Annotated in this window: 10 protein-coding genes; 8 read left to right on the top strand and 2 right to left on the bottom strand. The window is 42.0% G+C overall.

The window, feature by feature from the left end; translation table 11 throughout:
• Positions 1-1268, bottom strand: a 1268-nt coding sequence (locus F596_RS0107715) for a DNA topoisomerase (RefSeq protein ID WP_019036494.1), incomplete at its 3' end; no start/stop codon positions are given.
• Positions 1269-1289: 21 nt separating this feature from the next.
• Positions 1290-2693, bottom strand: coding sequence for a DUF3945 domain-containing protein (locus F596_RS0107720; RefSeq protein WP_019036495.1), 1404 nt, complete (start codon positions 2691-2693; stop codon positions 1290-1292).
• Positions 2694-2913: 220 nt separating this feature from the next.
• On the opposite strand from F596_RS0107720, the gene F596_RS0107725 reads away from it, so the two are divergent.
• The 8 genes from F596_RS0107725 to F596_RS0107760 are packed head-to-tail and all read left to right on the top strand — an operon-like array spanning position 2914 to position 22289.
• Positions 2914-3120: a helix-turn-helix transcriptional regulator gene (locus F596_RS0107725; RefSeq protein WP_019036496.1), complete on the top strand. Its 207-nt coding sequence runs from the start codon at positions 2914-2916 to the stop codon at positions 3118-3120.
• Positions 3121-3155: 35 nt separating this feature from the next.
• A complete protein-coding gene (locus F596_RS0107730) occupies positions 3156-7715 on the top strand; it encodes a hypothetical protein (RefSeq protein ID WP_024992716.1) in 4560 nt (1519 codons plus the stop codon).
• A gap of 2 nt (positions 7716-7717) precedes the next feature.
• Positions 7718-9772: a fibronectin type III domain-containing protein gene (locus F596_RS0107735; protein WP_019036498.1), complete on the top strand. Its 2055-nt coding sequence runs from the start codon at positions 7718-7720 to the stop codon at positions 9770-9772.
• Positions 9769-12933: a hypothetical protein gene (locus F596_RS0107740; protein WP_019036499.1), complete on the top strand. Its 3165-nt coding sequence runs from the start codon at positions 9769-9771 to the stop codon at positions 12931-12933. Before F596_RS0107735 ends, F596_RS0107740 begins: the two co-directional genes overlap by 4 nt.
• 33 nt (positions 12934-12966) lie before the next feature.
• A complete protein-coding gene (locus F596_RS12155) occupies positions 12967-18186 on the top strand; it encodes a fibronectin type III domain-containing protein (protein WP_231564484.1) in 5220 nt (1739 codons plus the stop codon).
• A gap of 8 nt (positions 18187-18194) precedes the next feature.
• Positions 18195-19229: a hypothetical protein gene (locus F596_RS0107750; protein WP_019036501.1), complete on the top strand. Its 1035-nt coding sequence runs from the start codon at positions 18195-18197 to the stop codon at positions 19227-19229.
• A gap of 51 nt (positions 19230-19280) precedes the next feature.
• Positions 19281-20594, top strand: a complete 1314-nt coding sequence (locus F596_RS0107755) for a PKD domain-containing protein (RefSeq protein ID WP_238292841.1) — start codon at positions 19281-19283, stop codon at positions 20592-20594.
• Between the two features lie 21 nt (positions 20595-20615).
• On the top strand, positions 20616-22289 hold the full coding sequence (locus F596_RS0107760) for a TonB-dependent receptor (RefSeq protein ID WP_197053061.1): 1674 nt from the start codon (positions 20616-20618) through the stop codon (positions 22287-22289).
• Positions 22290-22294: the final 5 nt, after the last annotated feature.

Genomic DNA, 22294 nt, shown 5'->3' on the forward strand with positions numbered 1-22294 from the left:
CATGCTTTCCAAGTAAAGGTGTTGGTGCCGTCCGTGAAACGAACCTGCATACGATCTTCCTCTGAATCGGGAGAAAATGCTTCGATGAAACGAGTTACTACCATCTGATAGACGGTCACCTCTTCTGCCGATAAGCCCTGTGGTGTTTCTCCTGTAGGAATAATGGCGTGGTGGTCTGTTATCTTTGTGTTATCCACCGAATGGCGGTTAAGCGGAGTCGGAAGTGTTTCTCCTGTCTTGCGGAGCAGGGTGGGTACTTCCTCGAAAACATCCTCACTGATGTATCGGCTGCCTGTGCGGGGATAGGTCGTGATTTTCTTCTCATAGAGGCTTTGGGCTATTGAGAGGGTTTTGTCTGCTGAAAAGCCGTGGCGTCTGTTGGCATCTTTCTGCAAGGCAGTAAGGTCGTACAAGAGTGGTGGCGCGGTATGTGTTACCTTTATTCGCCCATGCTCATCAACTCGTCTTACGACCGATTCCACTGTAAGCTGGCTCTGACTGCGAAGCGTAGCGAGAGCTGTCTGTGCTGATGCTTCATTCTCATAGTCTTTACAGCCAACGGCTTTCAGTGACAAACCCTCTTTTTCTGTGAGAACGGATAATTTCCAAAATGGTACGGAAGAAAAATCACGGTTCTCTATATACCGACGGCAGACCATAGCAAGAGCTGGGGTTTGTACCCGTCCCAAGGAATAGCCGCCTTTGCGGACGATGGACAATGCACGGCTGGCATTGATACCCACCAACCAGTCGGCTTCGCTTCTTGCCTTGGCGGAGTAATAGAGATTATCGTAATGGCTTCCAGATTTGAGATTGGAAAGTCCTTCACGGATAGCTTTATCCGTCAGTGATGAAATCCAAAGACGGTCGAAAGGTTTCCTACAACCAAGATGTTGATAAATATAGCGAAATATCAACTCTCCTTCACGCCCTGCATCGGTGGCAACAACAATACGGTCTGCCTTGTCGAAGCAGGAACGTATCACCTTGAGTTGTTTGAGTGCTGCAGGATTGGATATATATTCCTTGTCCCTGCGCACTTGGCGTACCACTAACTGAAAAGGATTGGGACGGATGGGCAGGTCTTCGGCTTTGTAGGCGGAAAAGCCGTAGGCTTCAGGCATGGCAAGGGCGATGAGGTGTCCCATTGCCCATGTAACGAGATACCCACTTCCTTCTAAATATCCGTCCTTCTTGCTATTTGCCCCAACAATGCGGGCTATATCTCTGGCTACCGAGGGTTTCTCGGCAATAATACAAGTTGTCATAGTCGATAATAGAATTAAGGGTTACATCTTACGTCCACGGGACTTCTTCTGTTTGTTTTCGTCCTGCTTTTGCTTTTGGGCGGCAGTGGGCTGTGTCTGCCCAGTCTTCAATGGCTCTTTCACGTTCTTCGTGGCTTCGTTGGTCTTGCCGTGGTTGTTCACGGCTACCTGCGTCTTGTGTTCTTCTGCCACAGCAACCACCTTTTCTTTGCCGGTTTCTTGCTTTTTGTCAGGATTCCACTTGTAAAAACGTGGGCGATTCTGTTCCTTGTCCATGCGAACATAGGCATTGAAGGGTTGTCCTTCCTTGTCCACCATGTTTTTCAGATAAAGCGTTCGACCGCTGTCCAAGGCTTCACGCTGCTTGTCGGAGAGTTCCAAACCACAGAGTTTGCGTGGTGCGCCTTGCTGCTGCGTGTGCTGCTGTCGTTCTTTCAAGCCTTGCTTGTTATCGAAAATGAACTCGATGCCTTTCTTCTCGGCATTGACCTGCAAGGTAGCATTGAAGGACTTACCACTCTTGGCGGTCATTCCTTCCACTTTCACGGCTTTGCCCTCAACAAGGTCTTTATACTGTGCATCAGAAAGTGTAACACCCTTTATCTCTTTGGGAATGTTCACACGGTCGGCACGCAGGGCTATAATTTCGTTGGTCTGTGGATCGATAGATACGTAGGCAGAGAAAGGCTCTCCGTTCTTGGGAGTTACTTCGATAGTTTTACCGAGATTACCCGTAGTGAGTAGTTGTTCTTTCTCTTCGGGCGAGAACTTGTAGCCCATATAGGGGAAGTCGAGCTGTGGCTCCTTGCGTAAAGGGTGGATAGCCAGGCCGACATTGCCATTATCATCCGTGCGGAAAGCAAGACGTGCTTCGGTGTAGATAGTTGTATCACCAATAGGTACGGCAATAGTAACAAGGTTACTCTTCTGCCAAGAAAGCATCTTTTCTAACTCTCCACTTTGTTCCAGTCGTTCACGGGTAAGACCGAGGTCGTCGAGTTGCTTCCAATCAATCTTTGATTCATCAATGACTGTGGCGTTTTTCTTTTTCGGCAGATAATCGTCAAAGGGCACTCCAATCTCTGCCAGCTGCTGTTTGCTTTCTGGCTTTTCACGACTTTGCAACATGGTGCGAAGATTGTCCACACCTTGTTCTACATTGTTTGCCAAAACTTTGTACAGTCCGAAACGAGATGGGGCGTTGAACTGACGGAGAAAATTGCTCATGAAGTTTTTTAGAAGTCCGTCCTTGTTGTTAAACTTCAAGAAAGCGGCTTGATTGGCGGCTGCGGCTTCCGTTGTTTGCAGGTTGCCCTTGTTGTCGATACTGGATACTACGGAGAGTTTCCCCATTTCTTTCTCGTTCTTTACTTCCGTGCGATCTTCCAAGACCAGCACATAGTTGTCATTGCTGTTTGGTTCCATATTTTTTTTTGTTTTTAAGATGAATAAATGACTGTAACACAGCGAAGTTATAAGTATATAATAGAAAAGGCAGAAATCGAGGATTAGGTAGGATAAATCGGGAAATATTGGGAAAAATGACGGATTTTCAAAAATTTCTGTCATTTTCTTCGTCAATCCAATAGACAATGAGTAACTTTGTAGGATATTTAATGGATGAAGAAATAAATAAAATCATCGTATGACGATAATAAATAGAATTAAAGTTGTGCTTGTGGAGAAGCAGCGTACAAGCAAATGGCTGGCAGAGCAACTTGGAAAATCCGAGAATACAGTTTCAAAATGGTGCTCCAATAAGACCCAGCCTTCTTTGGATACTCTTTTAGAAATAGCGTTGGTACTTGATATTGATATTAGAGAACTTCTTGTATCGACAAAATGCACATAACTGTTTGTTTCTTTATCTTTACAATCTTTGCCATTATGAAAATACAGACAGTTTTCATAGCCCTCTTAAAGAAAAATATTGCTTGTTATCGAATAAGCATATTACTTTGTACTTTACTATTGAGTACAAATGTATCCTTTTCACAGACAAAAAACAATTCCATACAACAGATAGGTGATCTGAACAATATGTTTGCACGTATTGCGGAAACCAATGCATATGTAGAGGATCTGAATTATAACGAAGAGGAAGCAATAAATCTTCCAATCGGTATGAAACGAACGATTGGTGGTATGGAGATAACGATTGCCATCAGTCGTTTTGCCTTGCAGACTTCTTCTACAGAGCTTGGCGTTTATGCAAAGGCGGTCATTCCACAAGGAACAAATGGCGGGCGTACGGTGCTTTTCTTTGGGGCAGAAGGAATAAAAGGAACACATACTGGTGGTCTGGTAGGAGAATTGAAGCTTTCGCTCCTGCACGATGTCGAGATACCTTTCAATGGTGGAAATACAAAGATTGTCCTTAAGGGTAATGGACTACGCAAGGATAGGGGTATTTCTCAAAGTGACACCTACATGATCATCGGCTGTGATGGTTTCCATAATTTAGCCATTGACGCGGAAGTCCACTTTCCAACCTCCCTCATAGTCAGGGCTGGGGGACAAGGTACTGCAAATAGCAGTACTTATAAGCCAGCTACAAATAATATAAATAAGGATGGGAATTTATCGAATCAAGTCATAGGTCATTTTAATACTGTTATAGAAAGTTGGAATGACCTTCTTGTGTCTTTAGACCTACCAAGTTTTGAAATCAAAGGACTGAAAGACTACGTATTCTCATTGAATAACGTCATTTTAGATTTCAGTAGTAAGCGGAACGCCAAAACGATACGTTTTCCACAGGAATACCAGCAAAATTATCTTCCCGATGAACAGGTGCTATGGAGAGGGATATATGCAGAAAATGTCTCTGTAACATTACCGGAGGCTTTTTCACGAGCTAGTTTCTCGGCTAAGGGATTGTTAATCGATGATTATGGTATAACGGGGCTTTTCTCTGCCGACAGTATTCTCTCGCTTGATAAGGGCAGTGCTGACGGCTGGCGGTTTTCTGTTGACCATTTTGGACTGAACCTTATGGCAGGTGAACTTGTCGCCGCAGAATTCACGGGACGATTAGGCTTGCCGTTCAAGGGTAAAAATACTACCTTGGGATATGAAGGATACCTGCAACCTAATAATGAATATACGATGCGGGTTAAAAATGAAGAAGCACTTGATTTCTCCATTTTTAAGGCAAAGGCTCATCTCGAAAAGAATTCCAGTGTCACTTTACGCTTAGTAGAAAATCGTTTTATCCCAGAAGCAATACTTCATGGATATATGACTCTTGGAAAAGAGGGAAACAGCGACTCCACATCACAAACAAAATTTGATAAGATTAGTTTCCGCGGTCTTAGACTCACAACGGTTGCTCCTTACATTTCCGCTGAATACTTCGGTTATGAAGGAGAGGCAAAATTGGGACACTTTCCTTTATCTATAAACAAACTTGCACTTAATCACTCTGATACACAGCATGTAAGATTAACAATAGGGGCAGGAATTAATCTCGGAAAGAACCTATTCTCCGGAGCAACGGAATTAAACCTCCTTGCAAAATATGAAAATCAAACTTGGGTGTTTGATAAATTAGAGGTAGGTTCCATTGCTGTAAATTCTGTTATCGCAGGTGTTATAACGCTGAACGGGCATCTCAATTGGCATAGAGGTGATGCGATTTACGGTAATGGGTTCGCCGGTGATGTAACTCTTGGGTTTTCTTTTGATGGCAAGGTAGAAAAAGATACGAGTATAAAGTCAAAGCATGATATTTCCATTACTGCTCGAGCTGCTTTCGGACGAAAAGATGATTTCCGCTATTGGTATGCTGATGGAATGGCAACTTTCCATCCAGGCATACCAATTATCGGAGCACTGACTCTTAATGGAATAGGCGGTGCTTTAACATCAGGGGTGCGTGCTGAAGGTAGAAGTCCGGAAGGTGGGCGCTTTACCAGTTCAAACTATATCCCTGATGCCTCTATGGGCATTGGATTCAAGGCTTCTACTGTTATTGAAATCGGTAAGGTCGCCTATGGCGAAGCTGCTTTTGAAATGATATTTTCAAAGGCAGGTGGCTTGGAATTAGCAGGTTTTTATGGTTATGGAGAGTTTCCTAACAGAGGAGGTGGTAGTGTCTCTACCAGCGAAAAGTTAGAGAAACAGCAACGTACTTTCCCTGCCAAGTTATCAGAACAGTTCAAACAGCAAGACTGGACGCAACTGGCTGAAGCCATCAAATCCATGCCTGATGCCATTAAAGATATGGGACTATCAGGTACTTTACGTATCCAAATGGACTTCCAGAACCATGTACTGCTTGCAAGTTCAGATGTTTACCTCAACACCCCTTCGGAATTTATTCGTGGCGTAGGAGAACGTGGGAAGGCTGGTTGGGGTGTTTTACATATAGATCCAAAAGAATGGTATCTACATCTTGGTACACCAACTAACAGGTTGGGAGTACAGCTAGCTGTTGGAAATATTCTTGCCGTAAAAACAGGGTCATACTTTATGGCAGGAAATCGTATCCCCGATATGCCCGCTCCTCCGCAGGCCGTTGCAGACCTCTTGGGACAAGACATAGGAAGACTTAGCCTTGGGAGAAATCTTGATGCACTAAGCACCGGTAAGGGATTTGCATTCGGATCAGAACTATCCGTCAAGACCGGTGATATTCAGTTCTTGATAATGTATGCTAATTTTAATGCAGGTTTGGGCTTTGATGTGATGCTCAAGGACTATGCGCAGGCACAATGTCGAGGCCGTTCCGGTACTATCGGTATGGATGGTTGGTATGCTATGGGGCAAACCTATGCCTATTTACAAGGAGAATTGGGCGTAAAGGTAAAGTTATGGCTTATCCGTATCCGCGTACCGGTAATCAAGGGCGGTGCAGCGGCTCTTTTGCAGGCAGGACTTCCTGATCCAACCTTCTTTAAGGGCTATTTAGGAGTGAATCTCAATGTGCTCGGATTGATTAAGGGTAAGGCGCGTTTCAAACTTTCCATCGGTGAGGAATGCGATGTTGTAATACCGGGGAGTTCTCCGATAGAAGAACCGATGATAAATGATTTGGCTCCTGCTGATAAAGAGAATGAAGTCAGCGTATTCTCCGTTCCTCAGGCAACTTTCAACATTGCAATAGGAAAGAGTTTCGAAGCGACCACTGATGCAGGAGAAACGACCTATTACCGCATTAATCTCAAGGAATTCATAGTCAAAGATAAAAAGGAACATGTCATACCGGGTAAGCTCCTTTGGGGAAAAGATAAGACGGATGTTCGTTTCCAGTCTAAAGAAATTCTTCCTCCTAATACAGATTTGACGGCAGAAGTCCGTATTATTTTCGAAGAATTGAAGAATGGTGTTTGGAAGCCAGTACTGACCTCAGGAAAACCAGCCTTTGAAGAAAAGATAAATCATTTTACGACAGGTAGCGCGCCGAGTGACATTCCTATGCGGAATATTGTCTATGCCTATCCTGTGATAGGGCAGAGATACTTCCTTCCCAAAGAATACTCCAAAGGCTATGTGCAACTACAGTTTGGACAAAAATACCTATTTGAAAAAGGTTTTGACTACAAGCTTAGTTTTGTAACAAAACAGAATGAACGTATAGCTACAGATTTCAAATATAACGAAGCAGAGAATCGTTTAGAGTTTACTCTGCCGGAATTGAGAAGACAGACAGAATACACATTAGATTTGTCGTATTCCGCAGCACAGAAGGATATGGCAAACGACAATAAAAAATCTTCTGTAATTAAGGAAATAAAAGACAATGATGATTTCTCAGGACAAATTGGTGGCGACAAAGCTATAGCAAAGATTTCCAATGAGATGGAACAATCGATACTGAAATATGACTTTACAACCAGTCAGTATGCCACTTTCAGAGAGAAGATGCGAAGTGTCAAGGTCCGTGATAACCTTGCCATAGATGCAGGTGTTGCACTGTTGCTTGGAGCTAATGTGCAAGGTAAGGAAGCCTTCGACGAAGCTGAAGTCATCGGTGTGGAGAAAACTCAATACAAACCTTTGCTCACTCTTCGCTCCGACTTCAAGGAAGAATATTTCAGAGGTGCAGTCTTGCCACTTGTTTATGAAGGATACCCTTATGGAAATATTCATCTCTCCGAGAGGGAAGAGCAGCCAATCGGCGTCCCTCCCTATAGAGCTTTCTCACCAAGCCAGAACTACCTTTCAGCTTTACATTCAGAATCGGTGAACTTATCTTTATATCACTTCCCCTTTACATTTGATGCTTCTTTGGTATCATACAATGACTATCGAGACCTTCAGAATACAATCATAAATAGTAGGGATGCTGTTACCCCGCAGGTTTACAATCGGTTTGTCATGGGCTCTTTGCCTGTTTTGAAAAAAGGCAAGTATCAAACAACTATCAGTTACGTATTGCCTGATGGAACAGTAACAAACAGTGTAGACTTCATCTATACTAACCAACTTAATTTGAATAAATAAATATGCGTTATATTAAGAAGACTCTTTTTCTGTTCGCTCTCTGTACTTACGCCCTTATTGGAATGGCACAACAGAAATCGACATCCAAGATCAGAGCCCGTGCAGAAATACATTCTGACCGTATTCTTTTGCGTTGGATTCCAAGTGATGCGAAAAGTTGGGACTTGCTTAATCAATATGGTGTTCGTTTGGAGCGTTTGACAGTATCACGTTCTGGTGTCGTATTGGATAAACCTGAGTTGAAAGTTCTTTCGGAAAGGTTGAAACCAGAAGCGACAGATACATTAAAACGGATTGCAGCACAATATCCGATGGGAGCAGTCATTGCACAGGCTGTCTTTGGGGAAGACTTTGAAGTCAGTTTGGGTAATAATCCTATATCTAAGGCTATTTCCCTTGATGAAATGCGGCAGCAACGCTATTTATTTTCCCTTTATGCTGCGGATCTCTGTTTCCCAATGGCTAAGGAAATCGGCTGGGGATGGGAGGATAAGGATATAAAAAATGGTGAACGGTACTTGTACCGTATTACTCCTCTTGTGCCTAAGAAAAAGTGTCAAATAGGGCAAGGGGCTGTTTTTACCATTGTCGGTGATACAGCTAAACTAATTCGTCCCATCGGATTGTCTGTCCGTTTTAGCGAAGCCGGGGCTTTTTTATCGTGGGATTATAATACGCTATCCTATCTTTATTCTTCTTATTTTATTGAGAAGAGCGAGGATGGTAAGATTTTCAAGCCCATTTCAGACTTGCCCGTTACACGTATTGCAGATGTGGATAAGAATCCTTATGCTCCGATTACCTATTTGGATAGTATCCCTGAAGGGAAGACCATATATTATAGGGTTGTTGGCGTAACGCCTTTCGGCAGTAAGGGGGCGTACAGTGATATTGTTTCCGGGATTGCTTATCCTGCTTTGAAGGCCATACCTATGATAACAAGTTCCTCATTTGACAGGAATGGTGGAGCAGACATATCTTGGCAGTTTGACGGTGCTGCACAGGACTTAATCAAAGGCTTTAATGTTCTTCATTCTACTGACGACAAGGATTATACCATTCTTATCGGCAACCTCAATCCACAGCAGCGGAATTATCATATAACGAATATTGGAAGGCATATCTATTATAAAATTGAGGCAGAAGCCAAGCAAGGTGCTTCTACCCGTTCTTTACCGGTACTTATCCAACCCGTGGACAGTGTGCCACCGGGAATACCACAAGGTTTATCTGCACAAATAGACAGTCTCGGTGCCGTGCATTTGTCATGGAAGCCCAATTCTGATGCTGATATCTATGGCTATCGACTGTATCGTGGACAAACAAAGGGGGAGGAGTTGATTCCTATTACGGATTTAGCCATTCGTGAAACAGCCTATACGGACAGTATAAACCTTGACAACCTAAATAATAAGGTTTATTATGCTTTAACAGCCCTTGACGAGCGATATAATCAGTCTGATCTGAGTGAGACGATAGAGGTTGTTAAGCCAAATGTTATTCCCCCAACGACACCTGTAATTGTCGGATGGAAAGCAGAGGACGGGAGGAATGTTATTGAATGGACCCAAGATGAAAATCCCTATCTTGCCGGATTTATTGTGGTACGTACTGATGTGGAGGACAGAACTCGTCTTGTTGCTCGGCGTGTTGAGAGTCCCATAAGTATGAGGTATGAAGATTATGACATTGAATCAGGGAAAAGTTATCTCTATCAGGTGATTGCTTCCTCTAATCGGTTACGTTCTCACTTATCCAATCCTATAATATTGAAATCTAAGATGCAAGGGATGGACAATGATTCGATTAAATTCGATTTGGAAGCCTTGCCAGAAGGTATTGCTATCAAATGGGATATACACTATAAGGATTTGATGTCCGTAGCATTATATAAGTTAGACGATTCCAAGACAAAATTCCTTTATAGAGAGAATCTACCGACTTCAGGAGAATTTGTAGATAAAGAAATCTTACAAGGAAAAGAGAATGAATATATATTAGTCGTTAAAGCAAAGAATCATAGCTCAATAAGTAAAGTGCAAAAGATACAATTATGAAGAGAATCGCATCTATATTTTTCTTTTTATTGGGAATACTTGAACTTCATGCACAAGAATATATTTTTGAGTATGATGTAGAATTCTTTTTATATAGCGGTAGAAGACGTTTTTATAACCATCTATATTATACTACTGCTAACAGTTCAGCAAAAAAGGAATTTACTGATTTCTCTATGCATCGGGAACAACGTGGTCATTTCGGTATAACAGGTCGAGTTTCATTACCTGCACACGAAGGTCCTATTACTCATATTTGGGCAGAAACATCTAGACAAGTTAAAGACCTTGGTTTTTGGAACTCCGATTGTGAACATACTGCTGAGCAATATATTGCTTCCAGCGGACAGACAGAGTTTTCTGAAACAAATTTATGGTGGGGGTGTCTCAGTACATATTATTCACATGTGACTACTCACGTTTACCGCGCTTATCCAAAATTAATTTTTGCAAATAATCAACCCTCCTTGTTGCCTAGCAAGGAAAAAATTATTATTACAAATACAGCAGGTTTTCCACATTCTGTATACAAATGGCAATATTCGACAGATGGTGCCCAAACTTGGATTAACGTTCCTTCCTCAGTTATTAATTCCTCACCTAATGGTTCTCTAAAAATTAGTGGAACAGATTTGATGAGTGAAAGTGCATTCCAGCAGCTTGCTGCTCAAGGAAGACCTGTTTTATTTCGAATATTCAATCCGGTAAAGTCTAGTGAGGTGATAAGTTTACAGGCTGCTTTATCATCTCCTATTGTTTTATCTCATGAAGTTGTCCTCGAAAGATGCCACCAGTCAGGTGATGCTATAATTAAGATGACATTAGATCGCCCTTTGCTTTCGGGAGAAGTTTTGAGTTGTTTCATAAATGGCCAGTCTATCGGAAATGCTGGTAATGTAACTTTAGATAGTAACAATAGTTTTTACCTTGGAGGATATAATTCTGGGACTTATGCCATATCCTTTAAGGGGAGCTATAATGGCAATAATACTTATACAGGTGATACTCGACATAAGTTTACGGCTATAATAGCAGAACGTCCAGCCATCACTCATTCTTTCACCCAAAAGAATGTTAGTTGTTTTTCTGGTCATGATGGAGAGATTGCATTGGCGGCATCCGGTGGAACAGGGAATTTCACCGCTACACTTACAGATGCCGGCGGTTCTGTTGTACAGACACAAACATTCAATACGGGCAATGTAAGTTTCAAACGGTTATCAGCTGGCAATTATACCTTGCGTGTGCAAGACAGCAATGGTTGTGTTGCCAAGACATTATCAGGAGAAGAACTTATCCACCAAGTGATACTTACAAAGCCAAATGAGGCTGTTAATATTACAGAAAAGAGCAAAACCAGTCCTTTGGCCTATCAATCTTCCGATGGGGTTGTTCAAATCGCTGTTTCCGGGGGTACACCTTCCGCTTCCGGATATACAGTACGTTTTGTGCGGAAAAGCGATGGTCAAGTCTTTACACCAACAGATTCGCATTCGGATGGTAGCCAATACATCTATACTCTTCGTAATATTCCTCGTGGCGAATATACAGCTATAGCTGAAGACATGAGATTTGCCCTGTTAGGGAATGAAGACAAACAGGATCCCTGTAGCTGCCATGCACAATTAGCGATAACACTTTCTGCACCGCCTCTTTTAACTGTAGATGTTGAAGAGACACATTTTATCAACTGTCATGGTGATAGTGATGGAGAATTGACTGCTCATGGAAAAGGAGGTAAGCCTATTATTTCTGCCCGTCTCCCATATACCTACACTTGGTACAAAGTATCAGATGGTGCCAAAGAAGAACTTCCCTTGCAGGTGGATAGTATAGCGCACAACCTTGTGGCAGGCCAATATCAAGTCAAAATTACTGATGCGAATGGTATTTCCGCAGAATCGGCTGTGTTTGAACTTAAACAGCCAGACTTGCTGTCACTGTCATTTACAACACGACCTCCATCGTGTAACAGTGGAAGTGGGCTTATTTCTACAACTGTAACAGGTGGCACGCCTCCTTATACTTATGAGTGGAATAAGGAAGGAGCGACAGAGGCTAATCTGACTATTGAGGAAGCGGGAAGTTTCTTTGTCAGAGTTGTTGACAGTCGTGGTTGTTTTATTACCGGCAATGTAGAAGTTACAGCACCTGATGCAATATCCTTCAAGCCAACGATCACCAATCCTACTTGCCATGATGCAAATAATGGTGCCATATCCCTGGAGCTGTCAGGTGGTACGGCTCCTTATACCATCCATTGGGAAGATGACAATACTCTATCTACACCTAATCGGGAACATCTCAAAGCAGGAGAGTACGTAGCTGTCATCAGCGATCAAGCTGGCTGCTCCCTCCATTATCGTGTAGTCTTGGAACAACCGGAAAAGATGACAGTAAAACTTAGTAGTGGGTTTACGCTTTGCCATGAGCAATCACGTAAAATAACAGCCATACCGAGCGAAGAAAATGTCACCTATCAATGGCTGCATGACGGACAAGCCCTAACTGAGACCAGCAAGGAACTTACAGTAAGTAAGGCTGGTCATTATCGAGTTGTCGTTACAAATGAAAAAGGTTGTACAGCAACAGCTGAGGTTGAAATCAAAGCCAGCAACACAGAATTGCCTTTGGATATAACCATACCGTCATCTGTCACAGCTGGTTCTCCTATCCATGCTGTCAACATCAGCCGTATAAGGGCTGACAAATTAGAATGGTCCTTGCCCGACAATGCTGTTATTACAAGCAAGTCCAACGAAGGCGTTGTCTTTACCATTCCAACACCCGGTATCTATGAAGTGACACTCACAGGATATTTGGGTGACTGTTCTACGGTTGTCAGCCAAAGATTAGAAGTTCTTGGCGAAGGAGGAGTAGTTCTGCCCGATGGAAAAGGAGATGCAATCAAACAGTTTTTGATTAGTCCTAATCCGACTACAGGGGATTTTAAAGTATATGTAGAACTCAAAGAACCAAGAGATTTTACACTTAGACTCCTCTCTCCGACATCTGTTGAAATGGATAAAAAAGAGATTAAAAACATCCAAAAGCAGACTTTTGAGTATGAATTGCGTGGCGATACGGAAGGAGTATTCAAAGTGGAGCTGTCTGTTGGAAACGAGAAATCCACGCTTAGAATCACGAAAAAAAGAAAATAACAATTGATAGGACTCATGATAAAAGCAGGTCATATGAACAGACAATATATCCATTTCTATTGGCGTTTTAAGGTTTTATTGATTTTCCTCATCCTTTGTTGGGCAGGAAAGCAGCAGGGGTATGCCCAGTACTATCCTATCCATGCCACCGTTCAATGGCCGTCTCCTCAAAGTCCTTACTTGTCGGATTATTATAGTGGGAGCCGTGACAGGCTGATCGTCAATCTGCTCAACCGCGACCTACAGCAACCCCTGCTCTTTGCCAGACTGCGCATCAAGATTAAGAGTACAGGTTTTCTTGCCACCAGCCGTGAGGAAATCAACTACCCGATGTTGGAACTCAGTGCAAATGTCCCGACCCGCCTGACCAATATAGACCTCTCCCCCTATCTTCAACCACAGAACCTACAGATTAACGGCAGGCTGCGTAACGGGCAGTTACCCACAGGATATACGGAGTTCTCCGTGCAAGTGGTAGACTATTATACCGGACGAACGCTTTCTGATTGGCATACGGGACGTTCCTATTTGGATGTGAAGAAACCTCCGATTCTCAACTTTCCTGAAAAGGATGCCCAAATTGGAGTCACAGAGCCGCTCTATCTTCGTTTTCAATGGATGCCCCGCCATCAGGGACTTGCAGGAACAGAGTATGAGTTTGTATTGAAGGAACTGCCAGACAATGGTGCAGCTCCTCAGTCTGCTTTTGCCTATGGCAATGAGATATATCGTGTCCGTACCCGTAATACAACTTTGAACTATACCCATCTTGAACCTATCCTTTTCCCAAACCGTTGCTATGCATGGCAGGTGCAGGCCATCGCCCGTGACGGTATTGATGAAGTGGGTATGTTTGAGAATGGCGGTTATAGTGAAATCAACTGGTTCTATCTTAATGACAACTGTCAGGCACCGACGGGTTTGAGAACTCTTCCCCGTTTTGCCAAGGTGGATCTTTCATGGAACAAGGTCATTGGCACGACAGGATATTTGGTGGAATGTCGTCCTAAGACGAAGCTAAATGTTTACGAATGGAGCAGTACACGTGTTGCCGGCGAACACCTTACACTGTCCCAATTGAAACCGGGATGGACATACGAATGGCGTGTGGGTACGCTCTGCACGGATGACCGTCCGGTATTCTCTGGTGTCAGTGAGTTTACACTCAGCAAACAGAATGACGAACTGCTGGCTGACTGTGGAAAGGAACCAGTGAGGAAAGACCTGTCACAAGAGCCGAACTTACGGATAAAGGCTGGGGATATCGTTACTATCGGCGGTGATTATCCCATGACCATTACCGAAGTTGTCCCCTTAGGAGACGGCTGGTATTCCGGACGTGGCAAGACCCGACTGAAAACCATTATCGATGCTCCCGTTGCACTTCGTTTCGACCGTCTACGCATCAATGTGGATAACTTCCAGATAGACGGAACGGTGGACGCGTCCTACGATGAGAAAAAAGCAAAGATAGCCAATCTTGACTATGTGGATGACGGCGGCAAGGACATCAAACCGGCTACGATTCGTATGCGTGAGCATAAAATGGACTTTACCCTTCCCGACATACCGCAGTTTACATATAATCCTGAGAGTGGAGCGTTAGAAACGATCGATGCCGACGGTAACCCACAGACCATCAAAATAGATGTGCCGGAAAACGCCTCGTATGAGCGTATTTTCCCTATGCTGGTTACTGACAACAAGGGAAATACCTATCAGATTAGTCCTGCAGAACAAAATACAGAGAAAGGGACAGGCTATGATGTCGAAACGGGGAGAAAGGACGAAAAGATAGAACTTAACTGTGAACGTGTAGATCGTGTTGGCGATTTCAATACGGAAACACTATCAAGCAAGTATGGCTATATACACTTTGAACGCGGAGAGGGAAAATATGCCTTTGATGATGGTCAGGAGAAGTGGTACAAGAAGAGTGTCAAGGTGGATCGTTTCTACAAGCCGTTTGCAAAGGGGTATATTGCACCTTGGAAACTTGTCCCGACAGGAGAGAATGATGTTGTTACGGCGAAGTATGATGGGCTGAAGAATATTGACCTGAAGAAAGTTCATTTTGTTTCCGATCCGAATTCTGCTGCATTACCTGCACAACTCAACGAAGCAGAGCAGACATGGACGATTAGTCTCCGTTCTGTATCGGCCGGTTCCGGTTACGATGTTTTTGCTGTTTACGAAGGAGTAGCCATCGGCAAACTCCGCGTGGTAAGCTATGCCAATCAGCAGCACAAGGTAACCCTTGTTCCGATAAACAAAGTTAGGTTAGATAAAACAACTATTGAGCAGGGCCTCAATGCCATTTATAATCCTGTTGGCGTGCAGTTCACCGTGAATGTGGATGAGCGCATGCGTGGCAATTATGACTGGGAAACAAAAACAGAGAAAGACAGTCTGTTGGGTGTCGTTAGTAAGTCTTTTTGGGGCTATGACAAGGAACTCAAAGAGACTCCAGAGATGCTCAATCTGCAGAAGACTTACCAGCAGGAAGCAGGGACACTTGACGGCGCCTACTTATTTGTTCTTAATGGAGCCAAGGGACTTGAAGGACAGAATAAGGACTTGTTGGGTGAAATGCCTCGTAAGAGCAGATTTGGCTATATCTTCACAGCTAACAGCTATAATACAACTTCATTGGTTCGTACCATTGCTCACGAAGTAGGACATGGAATATTCACCTTGCAGCATACCTTTGATGCCGAGTATGGAAAAGGTACAAAGGAAATGACGAATAATTTACTTGACTACAATGAAGGAACAGACCTCGTAGCTTTCCAATGGAACGTTATGGCTAATCCTGCTGTTTTCACTATTATGGATAAAGCTAACGATGGAAAATTAGGTAAAAAAGGTTCCATTTGGTTAACTCCTGATTGGGCTCTCTTTGTTTATGATAATTCCAATATTACGGGAAAGGACACAACAATAAAAGTTCCTAATGGAACAATTTACAGTATAAAAGAAAATGGTAAATTCTATGACTATATAACAGAACTGAAAGGCTTTTATCATAAGGGAGAACAACTCCAAATAAGAGAAGTTGATGAGCAGCAGATACCCGCATCAACCATAATCCACTTTATAAATTGGACCGAAGAGGCTTGCGGACGCGTGTATAATGCTATGTGGTCAGATGTTAAGCAATTAATTTCTGATCTCAGACATGCGAAGAAAAAAACTATAAATTTTGAGAATGGCATTTTCCAAAAAAGTGATGTAGTCAAATGTTATGGTTCTGAAGATGCCAATAAGGGGCATAAAGAAAATGCAGAAAGTGTGCAAATACACATTGTTGGAAAGGCTTCAAAATTTAAATCTGACATATTATCTGAAATAGAAAAGAAACTATCTAATCATGGAAATAATATACTCACAAATGAGCAATTAAAAAAAGATTTATCTGTCATTATCAGTATAGATGGAGAGGACACTCAAGAAGTCAATTCTTTAAAAGAAAAGACAAAGAGCTATCTCCATCTTATCTTCACCATTAAAGATAATAAAGTCGAATTCTTACGGATGGAGACGTCTGATAAATTTGGAGATAAGCTATCCCATATCTGTGAACTAATTAAAAATGAACCTTGGGCGTTGCAAGCTATTATTCTCTATGAGGTTGCAGATTTGTTGGATAAAGGTATTGAATACCTTAAGATACCTGAATCGGTATGGGGTTGTGATGAAAAGTCTGCTATTTATAAGGAAATAATACATTATTTATTTCAAAGTCAAATTCCCATATTGCTATCGAATAATTTATCCGGGTATAAGCTAACACCAGAGAATGAATTCGCTTTTGCCTGTGGTTTATGGGATGGAACTATAGATATTATTCAGTCTGTGCCCAAACTTGCTAAATTGCTGACTTGCTATTTTCATGAAAAATGTGCAAACGAAGTATCTACTCAATTGGAGAGTTTCAAGAATGCTGTCATTGAAGATGAGAATGGCAATATTACATGTGCCCAAGAAGAATACCTTTGCAAGGCTGGACAGATGATAAGTGCTGCTTTAGGTGAGCTTGTGGCTGACAATTGCAAAGTTGCTCACACTGTGGGTTCAATTGTTGGTCCTATCATAGTAATGTGTGTAGGGGATGTTGCTGCAGGCGAAGCCGTTATAGCACGCTTGGGAAAAGTCGGGAGTAGCTTGAAATATGCCATTAAAGGATTACAACTCTGTGACAAAGTAACAGATATAACAAGACCATTAGCCAAAGGGCTAAAAGTTACAACAGTGCTCGTGAAGAAGGCAGGAAAGTTACTTCCTGAGATACGCATTGAGGGGAAGACCATATTACATTATGTTGGGGATAAATTACATCTTCGGAAATTTGATGCAGTTACTAAGAAGACAATTGATGAGCCTATAGCAGAGTCGAAACTTTCACAGAAAATAGAAGATGCTCTGTCTACTGAGGTGAAGGAAATAGCATCCGCTAAGTTTACAAAGTCATTATCTTCTAATAAAAGTTTCATGGACGTACTCAAAGGGGTACGAATAAAGGGGAAGCCCATAGAACTGGAGGACTTAGCAAAAATATTTGAGGATTTGCACAAAGCAGTTCCGACAAACTCTGTAAAACCATTAAAGGATGTAATGGACGACTTCGTTTACTTGGTAGATCATCACTTGTCAGACATGCTGAAAAGACCCAATGGAAAGAAACAAATAACAGCCTTCTTCAATGAGTTATTGCAATCAAAAGACAAGTTTAAGGCGGGAACCACTACTTTGGAGGTAATACGTAATCCCCAAAAGTACATTTCCAATACATACCACAATACCCTCAGCAATCTTGAATTGGAAGATCTTATTGCTTATGCAGATGATACAGGTGATTTTCGATTTGACATTAAATGGGAAGCAAAAACCAACCAAAATGTAGCAGGAAGGCGAGAAGTGAATATTTTTGTGGACACAAAAAACTACTCGTCTGCTCGCAACATGTTTAAAGATTTGGGGCAATTTAAGGCATATCTTAATGGAATAGACAATTTTGATCAACTCTATATTATCCAGCAAGGCGGCCGTGATGTAACAAAGAAAGATATTATCAAACAACTGGAAAAAGCCATAGCAAACGATGCAGAAAGTGTGTTTAGAGCAAAACCACAATTATGGAAGAATATGGATATAGATAATTTTGAAGAGTTAAAACGATTGTGTCAAGAACAAAAATTATCCCAAGGACCAGAATACGAACCATTTAGAAATATGATATTAACAACAAAATAGTTTCAAGTATGAGATATATTGAGTCAAAAAAAATAGAAAATGTCGAAAGCTTCTGTCCCGACAACGGGGACTACGCCTATACAAAAGGGCAGAAAGGTTATTTGTATATTGATGGGGTACTTTTAGAAAAAGATGATACACCTTTAGAGCTTTCTCTTAGAGGTAAGTATATGTATGCATGGTATGGTTCAGGTATGTTTGAACTATACGAGGGGCATACACTTTTGAACAGTATAGAACGTAATGTTATTCTGCTAAATGAGCAAACTCAATATATAGGTAAAACCTATATGGAATTTAATCCTTATCGAAAGGGTTATAACTTCACATCTCCGATTGATGAACAACTGATATTGCCTGAATTTGTTCCCTGCAGGCTGTATGTAGAAGATGATATAATTATCGCATATAATAATTTTAGCGGAGAGTTCAAACGAATAAATACTCAAACCAAAACTCTCTGGGAATTTCCTCTTTCTTTATTGGGAGGGACGGAATATGAACCTGACGGAACCGACAAAATAGACAAGATATTGGGAGTTATCCATGGGAATATCTGGTTTTATACAGATTTTTATAGATTGGTAGCTTTGGACTTGGAAAAGGGAAACAAAGTATATTCATTTGATTGCTTTGGTGTCTATTTAGACAAAAGAACAAACAACATATTTGCAATTTCATCAAATGTGATTACGATAATCGACACGGAAAAATTAGCAGTTATAGAACGGTATGATTTCCTTGAAACTGATCCCACGGGTATAGGAACATACCGAAGAGTATTCAGTCCGATGCTTCAAGGAGACTATTTTACCTTTTTGGGTGAGAAAGAGGAGGACTTCGGTAGCAACATGCGTCGGATCGGCATTTTCGATTATAAAGCTCGCAAGCTGGTTTGGGAATATGAACTCATCAGCATAGATGAATACGAACAAACACGTAACCACTTAGTGCCTTCCAAGCCTTTGTATATGATAGGCAATAAATTATACATAAAGGACTTTAAAAATACTTTACACATCTTTGAACGAGAAGATATTTGATGACAAGCTATGAATACAATACATAGGCCATATCGGGCTGTACTACTCTTTATGTTGACGTGCTTGGTCTCTTCCTGCCTCAAAGAAACTGCTGTCCCTATCGAATCGGCATTCACCATTGAGACATCAGAAGATAAGACCTCACCTGTAACTATCCAATTGAAAAACGAAAGTTATGGGGCAGACGAATATGAATGGACATTTGAAGGAGGACAACCTAGTAGTTCTACAGACAAAAGCCCAGGAAAGGTTGTATTCACGCAGGCAGGTGAGCACAAAATAACCTTGCGAGTTTGGAATAGTGTAGAGGAAAGAGCAAGTCAGCAGACCATAAGGGTTGATTCCACCATGACTATAGACTTTGATTTTTCAATCGCCCTCAATGACATCGCCCCAGGCGTGGTATCTATTACCAATAAGAGTAAAGGTGGAAGCCAATACGAGTGGGCATTTGAAGGAGGTGTTCCCTCTACATCCAACCGACAGCATCCGGGCACGATAACCTTTGCGGACGGTGGTGAGCATAAGATCCACCTAAGAGTATTCAATGGCAGTAAATACGAGGAACGTACTAAGGCGCTAACCCTACAACCTCCTATGCAAGCCGATTTTTCGTATGCACCTCTGCCTGTTGATCAAGACTGGGAAGCCCCACTCACGTTGAAGACAACCAATCTCACCACAGGAGGGTTGTCTTATCATTGGGTATGTGCAGGAGCCAATGTGCTGTCTCCTACAAGTGAAACGACGACCATTCGCTTCGAGGACGCTGGTACTTACAAACTACAGATGATTGCTGGCAATGGCAAAGAAAAAAAAGTTGTGGAGAAAAACATTGTTATCAAACCAAACAGTGGCATTATTAAGCAGAATGATCTAAAATTTGGCATCAATGAGGCAAAGAATAGTGTAGGTTGTTTTTATTCAGCCAAGGAAGGTGGTGTGGTAACATCAAGTAAGATTGTGGAGAAACAGTGTGGAGCATGGGTTGACTTCGGTTTCTTTGCCCTCAACTCCTCTTTCAACTACTGCTACTTCTTTGCACCCAATCAGGCTAAAGCCAATTCATTCCCAAAGATAGACAATGCTCAAGATGCTACTTTTATTAATAATCCCAGTTCAATGGGAATCAATATCACAAATGCCATTTTTGACAACATCAAAAAATCTTCTGACATGAATCAATTTACAAAGTGGTCGGAAACTAATCAAACAAACTTCAACAAAACCAGCGCACCACATTTTGTGCTGGTACGTACTGCTGATGGTAGAAGGGGAATCATCAGAATCAAGGAGTTCGTCAAAGATGGCTCGCAATCTTATATTGTTGCGGATGTCAAACTTGAAAAGAGAGCAGGGGAATAACAATATACGCATATAAGACATATGAACAGACCTCATATCATACGAATAGTCTTGGGTCTCTTCATGTTTATGACATGGAGCAGCGCCGTAACAGCCCAAAATGTGGAGGAGATATTAGAGTTTCGCAAGAAGAAGCCGCTAAAAATCAGTGGTAGCATTTCAGCAAACGCAACCAACTTCAATAGTACGCCCAATCAGTCTCGCCAGTCCTTCACCTATCAGCTGACAGGCTCTATAAACATGTCGCTGTATGAGTTGCTTCATATCCCTATATCTTTCAATCTGAATAACTATGGGGCAAACTTCTCCTATCCTTCTCTCCCTAATCGGCTGAGCATTCACCCTTCCTACAAATGGATTCGGGCACATATTGGCGATGTATCGATGAGCTTTAGCCCCTATACGCTCAACGGTCACCAGTTTACCGGTGCTGGTATTGAGCTGACTCCAGGCAGATGGCAAATCGCCGCAATGGGTGGTAGATTATTAAAACGCGTGGATACTGACTCTTTGAATCCATCTATCCGTCCCAACTATGAACGATGGGGATATGGTGCAAAGGTCAGATATGAGGCCGATAAGTTTGCGTTAGGAGGAACTGTCTTTACGGCAAAGGATAAAAGGAGTAATATTTCTTTTGATGCTGATGCCTTGGGAATATATCCTAAAGGAAACATCGCTATTGGACTGGAAGGAAGTCTTAGCATAATCAAGGATTTGAAATTATCCTTAGAATATGGTCTAAGTATCATGCAGCGAGATTTAAGGGTAAAGGAGAAAAGTTATTATCATGCTATCAAAGCGGATTTAGCATATAGCTTCTTGGGGAATACCATCGGTATAGGCTACGAACGAATCAGCCCGGATTATGAAACACTCGGCGCCTATTACTTTAACAACGACTATGAGAACCTCACACTCAATTACAGCCGTAGCCTCTTTGACAACAAGATGAGCATTACACTTAGCGGAGGTGTGCAGCGAGATGACCTTTCCGGACAAAAGCAAGAGAAAAACAAGCGGTTCGTAGGTTCTACCAATATCAATTTTACTCCCAATGAGAAATTCTCTGCTTCAGTTTCTCTGTCAAGCTATCAGGCACATCGCAATATAAAGTCTTCATTCGATTACATCAATGAACGTACACCATATGAGAATCTTGATACCCTGAGGTTTACCCAATTGAACAACAGTATAGACATGAATTTGAACTGGCGATTACTGAATAATGAGAAACAGACACACAACCTTTCTGCCACTGCGAGTTATCAGGAAGCTGCCGACAAACAGGGACAATATATCATACCCGGTAATCTGACACGCTTTTTGAATCTTGGTGCCAATTATGGCATTGATTTCACCCCATTGGACTTCTCAATGACGGCAGGAGTAAATGTCAGCAACAATTATGCATCACGCAAGAATGTTCTGACATTAGGTCCGACACTCACTTGTACAAAACGATTACTAAAGCAAGCCTTAACAACAGGATTGACTCTTTCCATGAATCAAACTCAGGAAGAGGGTCGGAAATTGGCAACGATCTATAATGTTCGATGGCATGCTATTTATCGTTTCCTTAAACGGCATGGATTAAATGCCAGCGTAGCTTATCAACACCGCTCCTTGTCAGAAGCATCTTTTAGTAACTCTTCATCCCTAACCAGCCAGGTTAGTTATAGTTATTCATTCTAAAACAA

Source organism: Prevotella amnii DSM 23384 = JCM 14753, assembly GCF_000378745.1.
Classification (GTDB): domain Bacteria; phylum Bacteroidota; class Bacteroidia; order Bacteroidales; family Bacteroidaceae; genus Prevotella; species Prevotella amnii.

What these genes read in the sequence shown, in the direction of transcription:
- F596_RS0107725 (WP_019036496.1), top strand. Translation starts at nt 2,914, where the DNA reads ATGACGATAATAAATAGAATTAAAGTTGTGCTTGTGGAGAAGCAGCGT.
- F596_RS0107755 (WP_238292841.1), top strand. Translation starts at nt 19,281, where the DNA reads ATGTTGACGTGCTTGGTCTCTTCCTGCCTCAAAGAAACTGCTGTCCCT.
- F596_RS0107750 (WP_019036501.1), top strand. Translation starts at nt 18,195, where the DNA reads ATGAGATATATTGAGTCAAAAAAAATAGAAAATGTCGAAAGCTTCTGT.
- F596_RS0107760 (WP_197053061.1), top strand. Translation starts at nt 20,616, where the DNA reads ATGAACAGACCTCATATCATACGAATAGTCTTGGGTCTCTTCATGTTT.
- F596_RS0107730 (WP_024992716.1), top strand. Translation starts at nt 3,156, where the DNA reads ATGAAAATACAGACAGTTTTCATAGCCCTCTTAAAGAAAAATATTGCT.
- F596_RS0107735 (WP_019036498.1), top strand. Translation starts at nt 7,718, where the DNA reads ATGCGTTATATTAAGAAGACTCTTTTTCTGTTCGCTCTCTGTACTTAC.
- F596_RS0107720 (WP_019036495.1), bottom strand. Translation starts at nt 2,693, where the DNA reads ATGGAACCAAACAGCAATGACAACTATGTGCTGGTCTTGGAAGATCGC.
- F596_RS0107740 (WP_019036499.1), top strand. Translation starts at nt 9,769, where the DNA reads ATGAAGAGAATCGCATCTATATTTTTCTTTTTATTGGGAATACTTGAA.
- F596_RS12155 (WP_231564484.1), top strand. Translation starts at nt 12,967, where the DNA reads ATGAACAGACAATATATCCATTTCTATTGGCGTTTTAAGGTTTTATTG.